This window comes from Billgrantia bachuensis (genome assembly GCF_011742165.1).
Taxonomy (GTDB): Bacteria; Pseudomonadota; Gammaproteobacteria; order Pseudomonadales; family Halomonadaceae; genus Halomonas; species Halomonas bachuensis.
On the sequence record NZ_JAAQTO010000013.1, the window covers coordinates 244,491 to 260,414 of the forward strand.

Annotated in this window: 19 protein-coding genes; 4 read left to right on the forward strand and 15 right to left on the reverse strand. The window is 63.7% G+C overall.

Annotated features, from left to right (window positions below):
* The 10 genes from HBJ55_RS05860 to HBJ55_RS05905 all read right to left on the reverse strand — a co-directional run bounded on the left by HBJ55_RS05860 (position 1) and on the right by HBJ55_RS05905 (position 7,052).
* A complete protein-coding gene (locus HBJ55_RS05860; protein ID WP_167111982.1) occupies positions 1-987 on the reverse strand; it encodes an ABC transporter substrate-binding protein in 987 nt (328 codons plus the stop codon).
* An 81-nt stretch (positions 988-1,068) separates the two neighbouring features.
* Positions 1,069-1,407 (reverse strand): zinc ribbon domain-containing protein YjdM, encoded by a 339-nt coding sequence (locus tag HBJ55_RS05865; protein WP_167111984.1) that lies wholly within the window; start codon positions 1,405-1,407, stop codon positions 1,069-1,071.
* Between the two features lie 71 nt (positions 1,408-1,478).
* Positions 1,479-1,925, reverse strand: coding sequence for a GNAT family N-acetyltransferase (locus tag HBJ55_RS05870; RefSeq protein ID WP_167111986.1), 447 nt, complete (start codon positions 1,923-1,925; stop codon positions 1,479-1,481).
* 23 nt (positions 1,926-1,948) lie between these two features.
* Positions 1,949-2,812: a glutathione-dependent disulfide-bond oxidoreductase gene (gene yghU / locus HBJ55_RS05875; protein ID WP_167111988.1), complete on the reverse strand. Its 864-nt coding sequence runs from the start codon at positions 2,810-2,812 to the stop codon at positions 1,949-1,951.
* A 138-nt stretch (positions 2,813-2,950) separates the two neighbouring features.
* Positions 2,951-3,583: a LysE family transporter gene (locus HBJ55_RS05880; RefSeq protein WP_167111990.1), complete on the reverse strand. Its 633-nt coding sequence runs from the start codon at positions 3,581-3,583 to the stop codon at positions 2,951-2,953.
* A 74-nt stretch (positions 3,584-3,657) separates the two neighbouring features.
* Complete coding sequence (locus tag HBJ55_RS05885; protein ID WP_167111992.1) at positions 3,658-4,098, reverse strand: hypothetical protein; 441 nt, start codon at positions 4,096-4,098, stop codon at positions 3,658-3,660.
* Positions 4,099-4,140: 42 nt separating this feature from the next.
* A complete protein-coding gene (locus tag HBJ55_RS05890) occupies positions 4,141-4,461 on the reverse strand; it encodes an alpha/beta hydrolase family protein (protein WP_240935985.1) in 321 nt (106 codons plus the stop codon).
* Positions 4,462-4,501: 40 nt separating this feature from the next.
* Positions 4,502-5,038, reverse strand: a complete 537-nt coding sequence (locus HBJ55_RS05895) for a GDYXXLXY domain-containing protein (protein WP_167111995.1) — start codon at positions 5,036-5,038, stop codon at positions 4,502-4,504.
* A complete protein-coding gene (locus HBJ55_RS05900; RefSeq protein ID WP_167111997.1) occupies positions 5,035-6,111 on the reverse strand; it encodes a DUF4401 domain-containing protein in 1,077 nt (358 codons plus the stop codon). Before HBJ55_RS05900 ends, HBJ55_RS05895 begins: the two co-directional genes overlap by 4 nt.
* Entirely contained in the window at positions 6,108-7,052 is a 945-nt protein-coding gene (locus HBJ55_RS05905; RefSeq protein WP_167111999.1) for a LysR family transcriptional regulator, read from the reverse strand. The genes HBJ55_RS05900 and HBJ55_RS05905 overlap by 4 nt, the downstream gene beginning before the upstream one ends.
* Positions 7,053-7,169: 117 nt before the next feature.
* On the opposite strand from HBJ55_RS05905, the gene HBJ55_RS05910 reads away from it, so the two are divergent.
* Positions 7,170-8,072, forward strand: a complete 903-nt coding sequence (locus HBJ55_RS05910; RefSeq protein WP_167112001.1) for an MBL fold metallo-hydrolase — start codon at positions 7,170-7,172, stop codon at positions 8,070-8,072.
* 5 nt (positions 8,073-8,077) lie between these two features.
* Positions 8,078-8,758 (forward strand): DsbA family protein, encoded by a 681-nt coding sequence (locus HBJ55_RS05915; RefSeq protein ID WP_167112003.1) that lies wholly within the window; start codon positions 8,078-8,080, stop codon positions 8,756-8,758.
* Here the strand turns inward: HBJ55_RS05915 and HBJ55_RS05920 are convergent.
* The 4 genes from HBJ55_RS05920 to HBJ55_RS05935 form a co-directional block, all read right to left on the reverse strand.
* Positions 8,753-9,751 carry a DUF2157 domain-containing protein gene (locus HBJ55_RS05920; RefSeq protein WP_167112005.1) on the reverse strand — a complete coding sequence of 333 codons (999 nt, stop codon included), beginning with the start codon at positions 9,749-9,751 and terminating at the stop codon, positions 8,753-8,755. The genes HBJ55_RS05915 and HBJ55_RS05920 overlap by 6 nt on opposite strands.
* Positions 9,752-9,805: 54 nt before the next feature.
* Positions 9,806-10,291, reverse strand: coding sequence for a 2-thiouracil desulfurase family protein (locus HBJ55_RS05925; RefSeq protein WP_167112007.1), 486 nt, complete (start codon positions 10,289-10,291; stop codon positions 9,806-9,808).
* 24 nt (positions 10,292-10,315) lie between these two features.
* Positions 10,316-11,089, reverse strand: a complete 774-nt coding sequence (locus tag HBJ55_RS05930; protein ID WP_167112009.1) for an RsiV family protein — start codon at positions 11,087-11,089, stop codon at positions 10,316-10,318.
* 63 nt (positions 11,090-11,152) lie between these two features.
* Complete coding sequence (locus HBJ55_RS05935) at positions 11,153-12,016, reverse strand: MmyB family transcriptional regulator (protein WP_167112011.1); 864 nt, start codon at positions 12,014-12,016, stop codon at positions 11,153-11,155.
* 202 nt (positions 12,017-12,218) lie between these two features.
* Here HBJ55_RS05935 and HBJ55_RS05940 point away from each other — a divergent pair, with 202 nt between their 5' ends.
* Positions 12,219-13,262 (forward strand): aldo/keto reductase, encoded by a 1,044-nt coding sequence (locus tag HBJ55_RS05940; RefSeq protein WP_167112013.1) that lies wholly within the window; start codon positions 12,219-12,221, stop codon positions 13,260-13,262.
* 247 nt (positions 13,263-13,509) lie between these two features.
* Entirely contained in the window at positions 13,510-13,893 is a 384-nt protein-coding gene (locus tag HBJ55_RS05945; RefSeq protein ID WP_167112015.1) for a hypothetical protein, read from the forward strand.
* Positions 13,894-14,008: 115 nt separating this feature from the next.
* Here HBJ55_RS05945 and HBJ55_RS05950 read toward each other — a convergent pair whose 3' ends face one another.
* Positions 14,009-15,742 (reverse strand): mechanosensitive ion channel family protein, encoded by a 1,734-nt coding sequence (locus HBJ55_RS05950; protein ID WP_167112017.1) that lies wholly within the window; start codon positions 15,740-15,742, stop codon positions 14,009-14,011.
* Positions 15,743-15,924 lie beyond the last annotated feature (182 nt).

The window sequence follows — 15,924 nt, forward strand, 5'->3', positions numbered from 1 at the left end:
TCAGCTTCCGAACAGGTCGCCGAAGCGCTGCTTGAGCTCGGCTTCCCTGGCCAGGGCGCCTTCAACGTCGAGCGGCATCAGGGCAATGCCGTCGCGGGCGGGGAAGCCGGCCGGCGGGGCGACCTCGGGATGCGCCGGGAGATAGCCCTGTTCGCTGACCAGTTCCTGGCCTTCGCGCGAGAGAACGAAGTCGACGAACTTCTGCGCCGCGTCGAGGTTCCTGGCCCCCTGCATGATCGCCACCGGCTCGGTCACGGCGCTCACGCCCTCCTCGGGGAATACGAACTCCACCGGCGAACCCTTGGCCGCCTCGCGGATCGGCAGGAAGTCGACCACGATGCCGTAGGGCTTGGTGCCTGCCGCCACGGCGTTGAACACGCCGCCATTGCCGCCCTGGGCCTCGACACGGTTGGCGTGCAGTGCCTCGTAATAGCCCTCGCCCAGCTCGGGATTCGCCTCGATCGACGCCATGTGGATCAACGCGGCACCGGAGTAGAGCGGGCTCGGCATGGTCACTTGCCCGGCATATTCGGGCTGGGTGAGCTCCTGCCAACTCTGCGGCTGACGCTCGGCCCCGGTGTTGTAGACGATGCCGGTAGTGATCAGCTTGGTGCCGTAGTAGTAGCCTTCGGGGTCATAGAGCTCGGCGGCATAGGCTTCGCGTTCCGGACTCAGGTAGGGCTGCAGATGCCCTCCCTGCTTGAGCGACTCCAGGGTCATGCTGTCGGCAATCAGCAGCACGTCGGGGTTGCTGACGCCGGCGGAGAGTTCGGAGCGCAGCCGGGTCATCAACTGCGTGGTGCCATCACGCACCCACTCCACCTCGATCTCGGGATGAGCCGCCTGGAAGGCATCGACGGTCTGCTGGGCGTCGCTGTTGGGCTGGCTGGTATAGAGGACCAGCTTCTCGTCGCCGAAAGCCGGGAGGGCCAGGCCGGCAAGAACCACGGCGGCGGAAAGGGCCGCTGATACGGGGTGCTTCGACATAGGGAAAACCTCCGATGAGTGAGCCCCATCGACATTACTGCCATTGGCTTACAGCTCCGTGACAGTAGGTTTCCCCGCCGTTCATGCCTTCTTGACGAACTCCGACTTCAGCTTCATCGGCCCGAAGCCATCGATCTTGCAGTCGATGTCATGGTCGCCTTCCACCAAGCGAATGCTCTTCACCTTGGTACCCACCTTGACCACCGATGAGGTGCCCTTGACCTTGAGGTCCTTGATCACGGTGACGCTGTCGCCGTCCTCGAGAACGTTGCCATTGGCATCGCGCACCACCTTCTCGCCACCCTCGCCGGCTTCCGCCAGGCCCGACCACTCATGGCCACACTCGGGGCAGGCATACATGTCGGCAACTTCGTAGGTGTACTCGGATTGGCAGGCGGGGCAGTTCGGCAAGGCGCTCATGGGCTTCTCGTGGGCGGATTTCGCGAAGCGCGAAGCATGCCAGAGCGCCCTGGGGGTGTCCAACCAGGTTCCTAGCCCTTCAAGCCCTTGGCATAGAACGCCATGCTCTCGCTGCAGCGAAAACCCAGCCCTTGGTAGAAGCCGGCAGCCGGGATATCCCTCCCCGTGGCCAGGTACACCGCGCGAACGTCTCGTTCAACCAGCTCCCGCTCCAGGGCCTGATAGAGCCGCGAGCCGATGCCCTGGCCCTGCCGATGCGAGGCGACGCACATCTCCCTCAGGTAGAACAGCTGGCAATCCAGGTAGGGCTCGAGGTTGCCCAGCACGAAGCCCGTGACGTCACCTTTGTCGCTTGTCGACAGCATCCCCACGAAGCCGGGCGACGCGTGAAAGTGCTCGAGACGCGCCAGGGCGCCATCGACACCCCAGGGTTCGCTCCAGGGCTCCGCGGAGAATACCTGCGCGAACAGTGCCGCGCAGGCTTCCAGGTCACGCTGCTCCAGTCGCTTTGTCGGCATGGTTGGCTCGTCCATGCCGGCGCTTAGCGCTTGTCCTGCGTCTGCGTCTCGAAGTCGCTGGCGTCGTGGCGCTCGTGCAGCTGCTGCTCCAGCGGGCCGAAGGTGCGGTTGACCATGCGCCCACGCTGCACCGCCGGGCGGGCGTCGATCTCCCTGGCCCAGCGCTGTACGTGCTGGTACTCCTGCACCTGCAGGAACTCGCCGGCATCGTAGACGCGGCCGAGCGCCAGTTGCCCGTACCAGCACCAGTTGGCGATATCGGCGACGGTATATTCACCGCCGCCGAGGTAGCGGCTCTCGGCCAGGCGACGGTCCAGCACGTCGAGCTGACGCTTGGCCTCCATGGCGAAGCGATCGATGGCATACTCGATCTTGGTCGGCGCGTAGGCGTAGAAGTGGCCGAAGCCGCCGCCGAGATAGGGCGCGCTGCCCATCTGCCAGAACAGCCAGTTCAGCGTCTCGGTGCGCCCAGCCGGGTCGCGGGGCAACAGCTCGCCGAATTTCTCGGCCAGGTAAAGCAGGATCGAGCCCGACTCGAACACCCGGGTGGGCGGCGTGGTGCTGTGGTCCATCAGCGCCGGAATCTTCGAGTTGGGGTTGACCTCGACGAAGCCGCTGCCGAACTGCTCCCCCTCGCCGATGCGAATCAGCCAGGCATCGTATTCGGCGCCGGCATGGCCCCGCGCCAACAACTCCTCGAGCATGACGGTGGCCTTCACCCCGTTGGGCGTGGCCAGCGAGTAGAGCTGCAGCGGGTGCTTGCCAACCGGCAGCGGCTTGTCGTGGGTGGGGCCGGCGATGGGCCGGTTGATGCTGGCGAACTGGCCACCGCTCGCCTTTTCCCACTTCCAGACCTTCGGCGGAACGTACTCATTGTCTTGACTCATGAAAGCTCCAATATCTGGTGACGAAGCGTCCCGACCCAATCCTGGGCAACGGGAGGCATGCAATGCCACAAAGATAGCCTGTTAACGTTCGAGCTTCGAGTCGGCCTTTAAATGGCTTGCGGTTGCATGCGCGTGGGCTCACCTATTGGCACTCGAGACGATCAGGATGCCTCCCGCGCCCAGGAAAAGCCCACCGGTAGTACGATGAAACGCCCGCATCCTGCCGGGGCTGTCGAACCAGCGGCCCAGCCCCGACCCCAGGGTGGCGTAGAGCGTCATCAAGGTCGTGTCGATGACCAGCCAGGTCAGCGCCAGGATGACGAACTGAATCAACTGCGGTTCGCCGATGGCGATGAAGTTGGGAAACAGGGCAGCGAAGAACAGCAAATCCTTCGGGTTGCCGATACCCACCAGGAACCCCTGGCGGAACATGGCGGGTACGGACTGGCCCTTCACCGCCGCTGGAGCATCAGCCAGCGGCGACTGGGGCTTGGCCAACCAGGCCTGCAAGCCCAGATAGATCAGGTAGGCGCCCCCCAGCAGCTTCAACACGAAGAAGGCCGTTTCCGACGTGGCGAGGACGGCACCAAGCCCCAGTGCGGAAAGCGTCATCAACACCAGGGAAGCCATACCGCCACCCAGCACCGTGGCGAAGGCCCGGTGCCGGCCGAAACGCAGTCCATGCGTGGTGCATAGCAGCGCCACCGGCCCCGGAAAGATGATCAGGGCCGTAATCACGCCCACGTAGGTTATCCAGGTCCACCACTCCACGGGCCATCTCCTTGTAAATTACTATGTCGCCTGCTGCATACGGCCAACGGCAAAGTTCGAGCTTACCGCAAAGGCTATTGCTGCGCCTGAGTCGACAGGGACTCCCGGGGCGTTCGCAGCAGGTAGGCAAGGTGAAGGAAGGGCACCAGCAGCGGGCTGGCAAATACCCCCAAGGCAATGATGACTCCCCACTCCGGCAGCTCCCAGCCGAAGGCGATCAGGCAGAAGAGCATCAAGGAGACGCTCACCAACCCGGCGCCCATGCAGGCGGCTCGCCACCACCAGAGGGACTGCGTTCGCCGTGCCAGGTACGTGATTGCGGCACACCACAGCCCAACGATACCCAGCATGCCGACCAGCACGAAGAGCATGATCGCCAATTCTTCCGGCCCCCAGGGAAATCCTACCGTGCTCAGCAAGGCCAGTCCGGAGAACAGGCAGAACAGGCTCACCGGCAGTGCCAGCAAGAGCATCTCGGCAACGATCAAAATCTTGTGGCACAACTGCCTGTTCATGTTCTTTCCTGCTTCTTAGGCCATGCGGATACGGTGCCGAACTCAATCACAAAGATGTCGCGCAAAGAAATCGATTAGATACTCATGGTGAAGGTTCTCGCCGGCGCTACCGGGTATGTGATCCTCCCCTTCGTAGTAGTGCACTTCGGGTTGGTGTCCATGCGCCTGGAGTCGTTGCTCCAGGCGCCTCGTCATCTCCACCGACCAGATACGATCCTTCGTCCCATGGGAAAGAAATAGCGGCCCCGGGTAGCGCTCCACCTCTATTAGCGTCGTCGGCAAGAGCCCTTCTTGGGAGCCTTTCCACGACCAAGCACGCTTATTGCCATCCCAGGCCTGCCAGCCGGGATCGCCGGAGTCCATGATGACTCCCTGTCGTTAGAAAAAATCTGAAAGCAGCGATTTACCGCTCCATCTCTCCAAGTAACTCCAGCTCGGCATCATGCAGCGAAACCAGCAGAGGCTCGCCGCGGTCGTTGACACGGAACTGGCCAAAACGAGCGGGCTCGTAGCGCTCGGCATGGCCTTCCTGGAAGAAGAAGGCGTCGGTAGCGAAGCGCACGCGGCCGTTACGCATCCGGTAGCGCAGGCGCATTTCGTCGGAGCCCAGTGCCTCCTCCCCTGTGCCCAGACGCAGGAAATGCGCCACGCGCTGCGCGTCCAGGCGAACGACCACGTGCCCATCGGTGGCATCTATCTCGCCGTTCTCCAAGCGGCTTTCGTGCAGCGCATCCTGAATGCGGTTGCCGATATCGAAATTCAGCGCCATGTAGTCGCCCTGCATCAGCGAGCGCGGGTCCACCGGCGCCAGCTCCAGATACACCACATCGCCTTCGGCCAGGTGGCGCTCCTTGGCCCAGATGCTCCAGTTGACCAGCACCAGGATCAGCACCAGGGTCGCCGCCACTACGATCCTGTTCAGCTTGGCTGTCGCCATCATTGGTCCGCGCCCTCCGCCTCACCGGCCCGCCAGCCGTGCCGCATGGCCCAGCGTATTGCCAGCATCATTACACCAAGGGCAAACAGCGTCATTGCTTTAGTCAACAAGGTCGCCTCGAGCCAGTAGTAGTAGTTCGAAATCGAGAGCAGCAGTAACAGTCCCCCAAACCCCATGACCAGGCGATTGCCGATGGCAAAGCCCAGTACGACCACCACGGCGCCATGGCTCAGGCCATGGGCCTGGAGCGAGAGCAGCATCAGGACTGCCACGGCGCCATAGGCCGCCAAGCGTACGAACGGCGCGACTGCGCCGGCATGGTGCTGAAAAACGTACCGAAGCAGCAGCAACAGCGCCAGCATGCCCAGGGCATCCCCGGCCCAGGGCTCCAGCCAGTCCAGCCCGGTTCCCATGTAGTAGCGCCCAAGCAACAGTGATTGGCCGAAGTACTCCATGGCCTGGATGGCCAGCAATCCCAGCAAGAGGCCATAGCCCAGCGCCTGCACCGCCCGCAGACGGGCCGGCCAGCGAAACTCGTTGAGCCAGAGGGCAGTCAGCGCCAGCAGCACCAGGCCGCCGGCCAAGGATGGCGCTGACACGCCTTCGGCCAATGCCAGATAGAGTGCCAGGCTCGCCGCGAAGGCTGAGAAACCACGGTGGGTCAGGCTCGGCATGGCCAGGGCCAGGATGACCTGGAGCAACAGCAACGACCACCAGAAGCTGGCGCTCATGTCGCCCAGGGCATTACCCGCCGCCCAGGCCACCAGCATCTGCCCCGCCAGGCTAGCGGCCAGCGCCAGGTGCTCCCGGAAATCGCCGGGCGTCGTCTGCAGCAGGCCGTAGGCGGCTCCGATCAGCAGCAGCCCAAATCCTCCCGCGGCGATGCTGTCCTCGATCACGGTGAATAGCCCCAGGGCAACGAAGCCCAGCAAGAACAGGGCCGCCAGCCAGCCCGAGAACGCCTGCAACGCACGCACAAACCAGGGTGTCTCGAGTGCCGGCTCGCCATCGCCCTCCGTTACCGGAATGCCGGCCCGGCCAAGTCGCTCTTTGAGAGGCGTGATGGAACGGCTCATGAAGATGTCTCCCTATGAGTGGCCCGAGTCGTATCGATATCGCGATCCCAGGGTGCCACATCGCCGCCGAGCCGTTCGGCCAGAAAGTCTATCATCGCCCGCAGCAGCAATGGCTGATAGTGGCGCGACAGGTACACGGCATGAATCCCCAGCAACTCGGGCTCCCAGGCCGGCAATACGGGCACCAGGCGGCTCTGGCGCAAGTCGTCGGCGACGAAATAGGTCGGCAGCAGCGCGATGCCGGCGCCGGCCAGCGCAGCCACGCGCACCACGCCAGCCTCATTGCTGGACAGCCTTCCCGCCACCGGTACGGTCACGCTGCGGCCTTCCCGGCGCAGGGTAATCTTGCTGCGGCTCACATAGGCGTGTTCCACATTGGCGTGTTCGGCCAGTTGCTCGGGTGTTGTCGGCATGCCGTGCCGCTTCGCATAGTCGGGCGACGCGCACAGTACCGAGCGGCAGGAACACAGCTTTCTCGCCACCAACGACTCGTCAAGCTGATTGGTAATGCGTACCGCCAGGTCCACCCGTTCCTCTACCAGGTTGACGGCCCGCTCCAGCACCAGCAGTTCGACCTGCGCTTGCGGGTGACCGTCAAGAAATTCCGCCACTGCCTCCGCGAGCCAGGCCTGGGCGAACGACTGGCTGGTGGCGATGCGCAGCCGGCCACGGGGCTCGATGCTGCGCACACCGGCGGCGACCTGCGCTTCATCCGCCAGATCCAGCATCTGGCGACAGCGTGACAGTGCCTCGTGGCCGGCGTCGGTCAGCGCAATGCGGCGCGTCGTGCGGTGCAGCAGCCGCACGCCCAGCCAGCGCTCCAGGCTCTCGAGATAGCGGCTGGCCATTGCCCGCGACATATCCAGTGCCTCGGCGGCCGCGGTCACGCTGCCGCGCTCGGTCACCGCAACGAACACCTGCATGGCAGTGAAACGATCCATCTATTTGCTCGATCTGGTTGACAAACTGTCGTCAAGAATAGCGTATATCCCACCATTACGAACCAATATCCTGTGCCGACCCAACCACTCGTTTTACTCACCTTGCAGGATAATGCGATGAAAAACTCCCTCTCTCCGAGCCGCTGGTTCATCCTCGCCATTACATCGCTGGGCTTCGTGTCCGCCAACGCCGCCGCGCAGACCGACGAGACCACCACGGCACCGCTGACGCTGCAGGTCTATAACGCCGATGCCGGCAGCTTCCACGTCAATGCCGTACTGGTGTCCGGCGAGAGCGACGCCGTGCTGCTGGATACCGGCTTTACCCGTGCCGACGCACTGCGCATTGCGGCCATGGTGTTGGACAGCGGGAAAAACCTGCAAACGATCTACATCAGCCAGGCCGACCCGGATTATTACTTCGGCATCGACGTCCTCAAGCAGTTTTTCCCCGACGCGGAGGTGATAGCCACTGAGCCGACGGTGGAGAAGATCGAGGCCACCCTGTCGACCAAGTTGCAGGTGTGGGGCCCGCGGATGGGTGCCAACGCACCGCAGCAGGTGCCACTACCCGAGGTGCTGCCCGGCAACACGATCATGCTTGAGGACCAGGTACTGGAAATCCGCGGCCTGGACGACAGCCTGCCGCACCGGAGCTATGTGTGGATCCCGTCGATCGAAGCGGTGGCCGGTGGCGTGAACGTATACGCCGGTCTGCATGCATGGACCGCCGATGCCCAAACAGCGGCGGAGCGCGCAGCCTGGGTAGGGAAACTGGATGACATCGCCGAGCTGAATCCGGCCATCGTGATACCGGGCCACTCGCTTCCCGGCCTGCCGCAGGATGCTTCGCAGTTGGCTTACACCAAGGACTACTTGCAGCGCTTCGAGGCGGAATTGGCCCAATCCGAGGACAGCGCAGCACTGATCGAGGCGATGCAGGACGCCTATCCGCAAGCGGGCCTGGGCATCGCGCTGGAGATCGGTGCCAAGGTCAACACGGGTGAGATGGAGTGGTAATTCCCATGAGCGAACAGACAACCTCTTCCCGCCCCGGCACCTCCGGGGCGGTAACCCTGCACTACATTCTCGACCCGCTGTGCGGCTGGTGCTACGCCGTTGCACCGCTGGTCCAGGCGGCCCATCAAGTGCTGCCGATACAGCTACACGCCGGCGGAATGATGGCCGGCCCCAACCGTCGTCCCGTGACGCCACAGCTGCGCCAGATGGTAGAACCGCACGACCGGCGGATTGCCCAGCTCAGCGGCCAGCCGTTTGGAGAAGCCTATCGCGACGGCCTGCTCTGCGACCAAAGCGCCGTCTTCGACTCCGAGCCGCCGATTACCGCCATTCTGGCGGCCGATGAGCTCGCCGGCCGTGGGCTGGATCTGTTGGCGCGCATTCAGACAGCCCACTACGTCGAGGGCCGGCGCATCGCCGACCCAGCGGTGCTACGCATCTTGGCACGTGATATCGGACTCGACGGGCCCACCTTCGACGCAGCCTATGCCGCACAGCAGGGCGAGCCGACCCAGGCGCATATTCGCGCCAGCCGGGAGCTGCTGGCCTGCGTGAATGGGGCGGGGTTTCCGACACTGGTACTCGAGCGCGAAGGCCGCCACGAGGTCGTGGACATCATGGGGTATCTCGGCCAGCCGTCGGCTTGGCGGAGCCATCTCACCAAGGTGTCACGCAGCGGCTCATGACGACATCTCGACATGCAGCCGCTTGAGCCAGAACGCCGCCGCGGCCCCCAGCCCCAGCACCACCACGGCCAGCAGCAGGAAACCACCCGCCTCGGCCTGCCACAGCAAGTGGCGGGCCAGGAATAGCGTAACGACCGTGATGACCGACAGGCAGCCGCCCGCCAGCATGAACAGGTCGGCTCGCCAGTGACGGTAGATGGCGTAGAGCGCCGTCAGCCAGAACGGATAGATCAGCATGGCAGGCGAGACATCGGCCCGCTCATCGAAGATCAAGACAATCAACAGCAGGGTCAGGGGAATGCCGCTGCCCAGCGCCAGCAGGCGCGTGGCCCATCCGGCCGCCAGCCAGCGCCAGCGCTGCGCGCCCAGCTCCCACAGTGCCAACGCCACGGTATTGAGTGCGAACATCCCCCACAGGGCGGCGGTGTCGCTATCGAAAAAGAGATCGAACGCCCCGCCCCAGGTGCGGAAGTAGAGCGCCAGCGCAAGATTGAGCAGCCCCAGCCACAGGATCCAGAGCGCATCGAAGCGCGCCACCACCACCCAGGGAAGCATCAACAGCGCCCAGAAGAAGAACAGCTGCCACGGATCGGCGCCGGTCTGGTACACCTGGCCGAACAGCGCCAGCAGCACGCCCAGCAGCAGCGAGGCCGCCATGAGTGCCGCCCGCGCCACGATGTTCTCCACTACGCTGTCATTCGCTGTGCCGCGCCCTGCCGCCCACCAGTAGACGCCGATGGCCACCACCAGCGCCGCCTGCACCAGTCCGAAGCGCAGCCAGCGCCCCATCTCGGTCCAGTTGAAGGCGATCAGGAACATCAACGCGCCGGCCAGCGCCAGCGTGCCCAGCCACAGCAGCAGCCGATCCAGGAACACCGCCCAGGCCCGCCGCGAAGGGTGGAGCCCGGAAAGCGCGACCGCCCGCGCCACCTGCTCTCGCGGAATTGCCCCGCGCTCGATCAATGCCGCCAGCTCACGGCGAATGGAGGCCATGTCGTTTCCCTAATGTGGTGGCTCGTAACGCGATACTTCGGTTCCCATTACGCATCACAATCCCTCCAGGACCCGCTGCGCCTCGGCGATTTCGTGCTGACCGTACACCCGCACGTCGTGTCGGCGAAGCAACGTCGCGGTAACACCGGCACCGGGTCTCTTGGTGCCCGAGAAGCTGCCATCGTATATCTGCGTACTGCCGCAGGAGGGGCTGTGTTCGGTCAGGACCGCCACCTTGATTCCATGCCGTCGGCATAGCTGGAGCGCCAGCGAGGCCCCCTTCAGGAAAGCCTCGGTGAGATTCTCACCGCAACGATCGACGATCTGCGCCGAACCGGCCAGAACGCCGGCTCCGTCGCCGGCGATGATCTCGGCCGGCGCGCGCGGTGTGGGCAGGCCGGCGTCGACCTCGGGGCACACCGACACCACTCGGCCCTCGGCTTGCCACTTTTCAAGTATCTCCGATGACAGCGTCTTGGCGCCGCCATCGTAGCGAACCCGCTTGCCCAGCAGGCAAGCGCTGACCAGTACCTTCTCCATGCCCTTCCTCTTCCAACCGAGCCCTCATTCTCGACCGCGATAGCGCGGCTTGGCGATACCCTCGAGTTCAGCGAGGGGAATGTGGAGCTCCGGCTGGCCGACGGCGTAGGGGGCGATCTCGTAGACGTTGTACCTGACCGCCCAGGCCGACTCCAGCGGCGCCACGTTGCGATTCTCGCTCAGTGGCCAGTTGGCGGCGAAGGTATCATCCTGCCCCAGCTCCTGAAGCCAGCGCTCATGAGCGCGGGCCAGAGCCACCCGGAATGCAGCTTCCTGATCCTCAAGAAGCATGTCCTCGAGGGTGACCACCTGCCCAATACGCTCATCGATGACCATGAACTCGGTCAACGGCATGCCATGGGCCTGCCCCGCGTAGTAGACGTAGCCATCCAGCTCGATGATCAACAGCTCGTCATGCCGGGCCAAGGCCTTCGCCTCGAGCCCAACACGGCTGGAGGAGTGCGTGGCATACTGGCGTGTTTCCTTGGCCTCTTTGAAGAAGGCCTCGGCGAAGGCCTCCCAGGAATCGGTCGGCCACTCGGTCTCGCCACCGGTAATGCCCTGCCCCATGAGGAGCAGCCGCGTGCGCACATGGTCACTCAATTCCGGCGAATCGGGGAAGTGCAGCGCACTCACTTCCACCTTCGCGCAGCGTTCCTCCGGGCAATCGGTTTCCACGAAACTCGCCTCGAAGGGCTCGTAAGCGATCTCGCTCGCCTGAAGCGGTATTTCCTCGGCCTGGCACCCGGCCAGCACCATCAGCACCGCGGCCAGCACGGCAGTTTTGCGACACGACATCCTGCACTTCTCCCTGTCAAGCGACCCCATGTCGCCTCGTTGCTCCACTCGTCCGGCCGCGGCTCAAGCGTGAAGCGCTTCCTCCGGGCGCTCCACCAGGCCCTTCATTTTTTCCTCGGTATCCGTATCGCCGGTCGGCACATAGGTGATCAAGTGCAGCGGCACGCCATTACTACCGGCCACCTGCAGGATGGCGTAGTCGAAGGAGAGCCGGCCCGCGTCGGGATGCTCGTAGACCTTCACGCCGTCATGGGGCAGGCAGACGTCATGTTCGCTCCACCACTCGGAAAATATGGGGCTGCGTGACAGCAACAGTTCGACGAGTTCGTTGAACCAGGGGTCATCGAGGTAGTTGGCCTGGGTCAGACGCAACTTGGCGACACAGTCCCGGGCATGTTTCTCCCAGTCAACCAGCATGCGGCGCATCCGCGGGTTCAGGAAGAGTTGATGCACGCCGTTCCGCTCGATCCCGCGCATGCCGTGAAGGTCACCATGAATGACGGTTGCCGCCCGGTTCCAGGCCAGGATGTCCGAGCGGGCTCCCATGATCCAGGCCGGGCAGCACAGCAGCTGATCCATCAGCCGCTGAAGCTGCGCGCCCACCACCGCCTCGCGTGCCAGCCCGGCACCACCGTTCTCCAAGCCATAGCCACCCAGGGTGAGCAAGTGCTGCTGCTCGGCAGGCTCCAGCTTCAGCGCGCCGGCAATGCGCTGCAGGGTCTCCATCGACGGGTGCACGTCGCGCACCTGCTCCAGCCAGGCATACCACTCGGTGCTGATCCCGGCCAATTCGGCCACCTCTTCACGACGCAGGCCGGGCGTGCGCCGCCGCGTGCCGCGCGGCAGGCCAACCTGCTCGGGCTGCAACCGAGCCCGCCGAATTCTGAGGAAGGTAGCGATTTCGCTGCGACGAATATTGCTGAGCACGACGTTTCCTTGGGGGGAAGTACGAATACCAGAATAGCGCGTTCCTGAATGGTGTCTCATGGCCCACGTATCGTCTCATCGTACACCGCCGCCAGCCGCGAGCGGCAGCGATATCGACCATCCTCGACAGGAGATGAACCGATCCATTATTGCGCTGGATAACTGCCACACTATACCCCTGCAAGAAAAGAAGGAGCACCGCATGCAATATCGCAAACTCGGCAATACCGGCCTCTTCGTCTCCCAGTTCTGCCTGGGCACCATGACCTTCGGCGGCGAAGGCGAACTCTGGAGCAAGATCGGCAACCTGCAGCAGAGCGACGCCGAGGGGCTGATCGCCCGTGCGCTGGAGGCCGGTATCAACTTCATCGACACCGCCGACGTCTATTCCGAGGGGCTCTCGGAGCGCATGACCGGCCAGGCCCTGAAGAATCTTGGCGTGCCGCGCGACGAGGTGGTCGTCGCCACCAAGGTCTTCGGCGAAACCGGCCGGGGCGTCAACGCCAGGGGGCTGTCTCGCTATCACATCATGGAAGGCGTGAAGGCGAGCCTGCAACGCCTGCAGCTCGACCACATCGACCTCTACCAGGTACATGGCTTCGACCCTGCTACGCCCATCGAGGAGACCCTGAGCGCGCTGGACACCCTGGTCCAGCATGGCCACGTACGCTATGTCGGCGTCTCCAACTGGGCGGCCTGGCAGATCGTCAAGGCGCTCGGCATCGCCGAACGCAAGGGGCTGAACCGCTTCCAGTCGCTGCAGGCCTACTACACCCTTGCCGGTCGCGACCTGGAACGTGAAATCGTCCCCATGCTGGAGAGCGAGGGCCTCGGCCTGATGGTGTGGAGCCCGCTCGCCGGCGGCCTGCTCAGCGGCAAGTACGCGCGCGACGGCCAGGCCATTGGCGAAGGCCGCCGCGCCAACTTCGACTTTCCACCGGTGGAAAAAGATCGCGCCCATGACTGCGTCGACGCGATGCGCGGCATCGCCGAAGCCAAGGGCGTCAGCGTCGCCCAGATTGCGCTCGCCTGGCTGCTTCACCAGCCGGCGGTCACCAGCGTTATCGTCGGGGCCAAGCGCATCGACCAGCTCGACGACAACATCGCCGCCGCGCAGGTAACGCTCAGCGATGAAGAACTCGCCGTGCTCGATCGCGTCAGCCAGTTACCGCCCGAATACCCGGGCTGGATGCTGGAGCGCCAGGGTGAGTTCCGCCATGAGCAACTCCGTGCACAGAGACGTTGAGATTGAAGGTGTCATCCCACAAAACTTCCGTCGGCGAACTATGCTTAAGGGACCGTCCACTTCCTCGTCCGCTCCAATGCCGTCGCCCCTGACGATGGCTGCCAGTTGTGAGCAAGCGAGGTGAGTTCAGGAACGGGACGGCAGTGGCCGTGGCGCTGCTATACAGAGCCCACGGCATAACAAGGAGCGGAGCGGCCGCCCGACAGGGGCCGCTTGCATAGAGACACGATGTCCAAGGAGTCATACCATGTTGTCTCGTGACATTCTCAAGCGAATCGGTGTGCTAGGAGTGACGATGGGCCTGGTTGCCAGCCCCTTCGCCTGGTCGGCCGGTAGTGACAAGGAAGCGGACGCCGCCGGCGGGCAAAGCGGTACCTCCACCATGACGGATGACGCCTCCGGCACGATGGACGCTTCCGGGTCCGCTGGAACCGATGCCGAGAAAAAGCCTCAGTGGGAAGAGGAAAAAGACGGCGAGATGGCGCCGGAAGGCACCGGTGACCGCTCCGACGAAGTGAGCAGTGACCCGGGTGCCCCTGGCGTAGAGGGTGGTGAAGGCACGCAGGGAGGCGAGGAACCCGACCCGAGCGATACCGACAGCACCCAGGACGTAGAAGAGGATGAAACCTGATAGGAAGGAATCAGCACAGCAGTTCCAGGGGCCCGGCAATGCCGGGCCCTGTCATATCTGTCATCAATGGTATCGACGAGAGCCACACACGGCCGCTGAACCAGCCCCGTAGGCGTCAGCCTTCCCCGTCGCCCCCCGAAGCGGCCTCATGATGGGGTGGGCGAGCCCCCTGCCGCTCGCCCTTGGCGATGTCGTACTGGCTGAGCACCACCACCTCGCGCGGCCACCAATTGGGATGTTCGTCGCGAACGAAGCCCATCAGCCGCTCGAGCACGCTCTTTTCCGCGACCCAGCCGGCGAAAGGGTCGGTAGTCATGAGATAGCAGGTGACCGTCTGTGCCGTCTCGGTCTGTCCGGTCACGTAGCAGCACAGCTTGTGATGCTCGACGACACTATCCTCCTCCTTGGCGAACTCCAGGAACTTCTCACGGATGACCTCGATATCAGCGCTCACGTGCAGCTTCATCTCGAAGTAGCGATACATCTTGGCGCTCTTGACCGAGAGGTTCTCGAAGGGCTTGGAGACGAAGTAGGTCACCGGCACGATCAGGCGCCGCTCGTCCCAGCTTCTCAGCCGAATGAAGGTGTAGAAGATGCCTTCCACATAGCACCACTGCCCCTCGAACATCACCAGGTCGCCGATACGTATGGGCTTGGCCAACGACACCTGGAACGAGGAGAGGATATTGCCCAGCACCGCCTGGCCCGCGATACCCACCAGCACCGCCAGCACGCTGGCCGAGGCCAGCAGCGACATGCCCAGGGTCTCGAACAGCTGGATCTGGCTCAGTACGTAGACGGAAACCGCCGTCACCATAATCAGGATGATGACCCGGCGCAGCGCGTAGAGCGTGGTGAGCAGCTTGCGCTCGTCCTTGGGCTTGGTGTCGTCGATCTCCCCCACGATGCGCCGCGTCACCTTGAGCAGGATGGTGTCGACCAAGCGAAGCGCGATCGTACCGACCCCCCAGGCCACGATGATGATCAGCAGCACACGAATGAACGTGGTGGCCATGGCGGTGAAGGAAACCACATAATCCAGCAGTATCTGGGCCACGAATGCCATGACGAGCAGCGCCATGGGGATACCGATCCTGCCGGCGAAGATGCTCGGCCAGCCGGAGGGGAACCAATGTGCCAGCAAGCCGACTAGACTGTAGACTCCCCACCCCACCAGGCCGATCAGTAGCAGGAAGGCCGGAATGGCGATCCACTCCCAGATCTGAAGCACTCCTAACGAGGACTTGAAGCGATCCGGAATGTACTCTTCCAGCAGCGAAGGGCCGTACTCCTCGTAAAGGAGAGGAATATACGAAACGCTATCCGGCGTGATCAGCCAGACCGGCTCCTCGTCCCCCACGCGGTACCGGGCCAGACGAATCTCGTAGGTCTGGCCATCGACCTTGAGCGATGCCAGCTCGAGATTCCGGCGCGGTTCTCCGGTCAGTGGGTGCTGTCCGGTGGGGTCCTCGATAGCGGCGTCTTCACGGCCCGATAGGTTGGAAGCATCGACCTGCTCGCCGCGCCGGAATACCGTCTCCAACTGGCTGGCCAACCGGGCTCCCCTCTCCTGCCGCTCCGAACGATCCAGATCGGAAAGGTTGAGCACATGTGCCGCCGCGGCAAACTCTCCCTGTTCGGCGAGCTCGAGAAAGCTCCGGACCGCCTCTCGCGGCGTCTGCCGCTTGACCTCTTCGGGTACCTCGCCAAGCCCTTCGTTCAACGAATCGACGCTGAACCATTGATTCTCCTCGCTATCTTCCTGCTGCGATTGCGCCATGCACAGGCCGGAAAAGAGCAGCGCCACCGCCAACGTTAGCGGTAGCAGCCACGAGCCGTTTGCTTTCATATACCTCGTTCCTATCGATGCAAAGCCGCTGTCGGTTCCTTCTGACAGCGCCGTTCGGACCTGGCAAATCAAAGCCAGGTACCAGGCTACCCGGATCAGGGGCTGGTCGAAGTACAGCTTACCGGCTACCGCTTCGTCCAGTCCGGTCAGGCGCTCGGTCTTCATGGCGAAGCGGTCGATGA

What these genes read in the sequence shown, in the direction of transcription:
- HBJ55_RS05870 (WP_167111986.1), bottom strand. Translation starts at nt 1,925, where the DNA reads ATGCCGACAAAGCGACTGGAGCAGCGTGACCTGGAAGCCTGCGCGGCA.
- HBJ55_RS05930 (WP_167112009.1), bottom strand. Translation starts at nt 11,089, where the DNA reads ATGTCGTGTCGCAAAACTGCCGTGCTGGCCGCGGTGCTGATGGTGCTG.
- HBJ55_RS05905 (WP_167111999.1), bottom strand. Translation starts at nt 7,052, where the DNA reads ATGGATCGTTTCACTGCCATGCAGGTGTTCGTTGCGGTGACCGAGCGC.
- HBJ55_RS05920 (WP_167112005.1), bottom strand. Translation starts at nt 9,751, where the DNA reads ATGGCCTCCATTCGCCGTGAGCTGGCGGCATTGATCGAGCGCGGGGCA.
- HBJ55_RS05950 (WP_167112017.1), bottom strand. Translation starts at nt 15,742, where the DNA reads ATGAAAGCAAACGGCTCGTGGCTGCTACCGCTAACGTTGGCGGTGGCG.
- HBJ55_RS05860 (WP_167111982.1), bottom strand. Translation starts at nt 987, where the DNA reads ATGTCGAAGCACCCCGTATCAGCGGCCCTTTCCGCCGCCGTGGTTCTT.
- HBJ55_RS05865 (WP_167111984.1), bottom strand. Translation starts at nt 1,407, where the DNA reads ATGAGCGCCTTGCCGAACTGCCCCGCCTGCCAATCCGAGTACACCTAC.
- HBJ55_RS05890 (WP_240935985.1), bottom strand. Translation starts at nt 4,461, where the DNA reads ATGGACTCCGGCGATCCCGGCTGGCAGGCCTGGGATGGCAATAAGCGT.
- HBJ55_RS05910 (WP_167112001.1), top strand. Translation starts at nt 7,170, where the DNA reads ATGAAAAACTCCCTCTCTCCGAGCCGCTGGTTCATCCTCGCCATTACA.
- HBJ55_RS05895 (WP_167111995.1), bottom strand. Translation starts at nt 5,038, where the DNA reads ATGATGGCGACAGCCAAGCTGAACAGGATCGTAGTGGCGGCGACCCTG.
- HBJ55_RS05885 (WP_167111992.1), bottom strand. Translation starts at nt 4,098, where the DNA reads ATGAACAGGCAGTTGTGCCACAAGATTTTGATCGTTGCCGAGATGCTC.
- HBJ55_RS05915 (WP_167112003.1), top strand. Translation starts at nt 8,078, where the DNA reads ATGAGCGAACAGACAACCTCTTCCCGCCCCGGCACCTCCGGGGCGGTA.
- HBJ55_RS05945 (WP_167112015.1), top strand. Translation starts at nt 13,510, where the DNA reads ATGTTGTCTCGTGACATTCTCAAGCGAATCGGTGTGCTAGGAGTGACG.
- HBJ55_RS05925 (WP_167112007.1), bottom strand. Translation starts at nt 10,291, where the DNA reads ATGGAGAAGGTACTGGTCAGCGCTTGCCTGCTGGGCAAGCGGGTTCGC.
- HBJ55_RS05940 (WP_167112013.1), top strand. Translation starts at nt 12,219, where the DNA reads ATGCAATATCGCAAACTCGGCAATACCGGCCTCTTCGTCTCCCAGTTC.
- HBJ55_RS05900 (WP_167111997.1), bottom strand. Translation starts at nt 6,111, where the DNA reads ATGAGCCGTTCCATCACGCCTCTCAAAGAGCGACTTGGCCGGGCCGGC.
- yghU (WP_167111988.1), bottom strand. Translation starts at nt 2,812, where the DNA reads ATGAGTCAAGACAATGAGTACGTTCCGCCGAAGGTCTGGAAGTGGGAA.